This window comes from Draconibacterium sp. IB214405 (assembly GCF_033963885.1).
Lineage (GTDB): Bacteria > Bacteroidota > Bacteroidia > Bacteroidales > Prolixibacteraceae > Draconibacterium.
This window is the reverse complement of sequence record NZ_JAXBMA010000030.1, coordinates 1-654: the sequence shown is the minus strand read 5'-3', so window position 1 is coordinate 654 and position 654 is coordinate 1. Positions and strand designations below refer to the sequence as shown.

The following is a 654-nucleotide window of genomic DNA, read 5'->3' as shown; positions in this document are numbered from 1 at the left end:
AACGATTGGTTCTGGTTCCGGAGTTACGGTAATATTCAGTACAGTATCCGGCGCACAGTTGGCGCCTTCGTAATGAACAGTAGTATCACCGTCAGTACCGAAGTATTCCACTCCGTCCACAGTCCATGTATAAGATTCATCTGAACAGATGGTTTCGTTTGTAACGATTGGTTCTGGTTCCGGAGTTACGGTAATATTCAGTACAGTATCCGGCGCACAGTTGGCGCCTTCGTAATGAACAGTAGTATCACCGTCAGTACCGAAGTATTCCACTCCGTCCACAGTCCATGTATAAGATTCATCTGAACAGATGGTTTCGTTTGTAACGATTGGTTCTGGTTCCGGAGTTACGGTAATATTCAATACAGTATCCGGCGCACAGTTGGCACCTTCGTAATGAACAGTAGTATCACCCTCAGTACCGAAGTATTCCACTCCGTCCACAGTCCATGTATAAGATTCATCTGAACAGATGGTTTCGTTTGTAACGATTGGTTCTGGTTCCGGAGTTACGGTAATATTCAATACAGTATCCGGCGCACAGTTGGCACCTTCGTAATGAACAGTAGTATCACCCTCAGTACCGAAGTATTCCACTCCGTCCACAGTCCATGTATAAGATTCATCTGAACAGATGGTTTCGTTTGTAACGAT

Annotated in this window: 1 protein-coding gene; it reads right to left on the bottom strand. The window is 45.0% G+C overall.

From position 1 onward, the window contains the following. On the bottom strand, positions 1 to 654 hold a 654-nt coding region (locus SLH46_RS21775), incomplete at both ends, for a hypothetical protein (protein ID WP_320283311.1).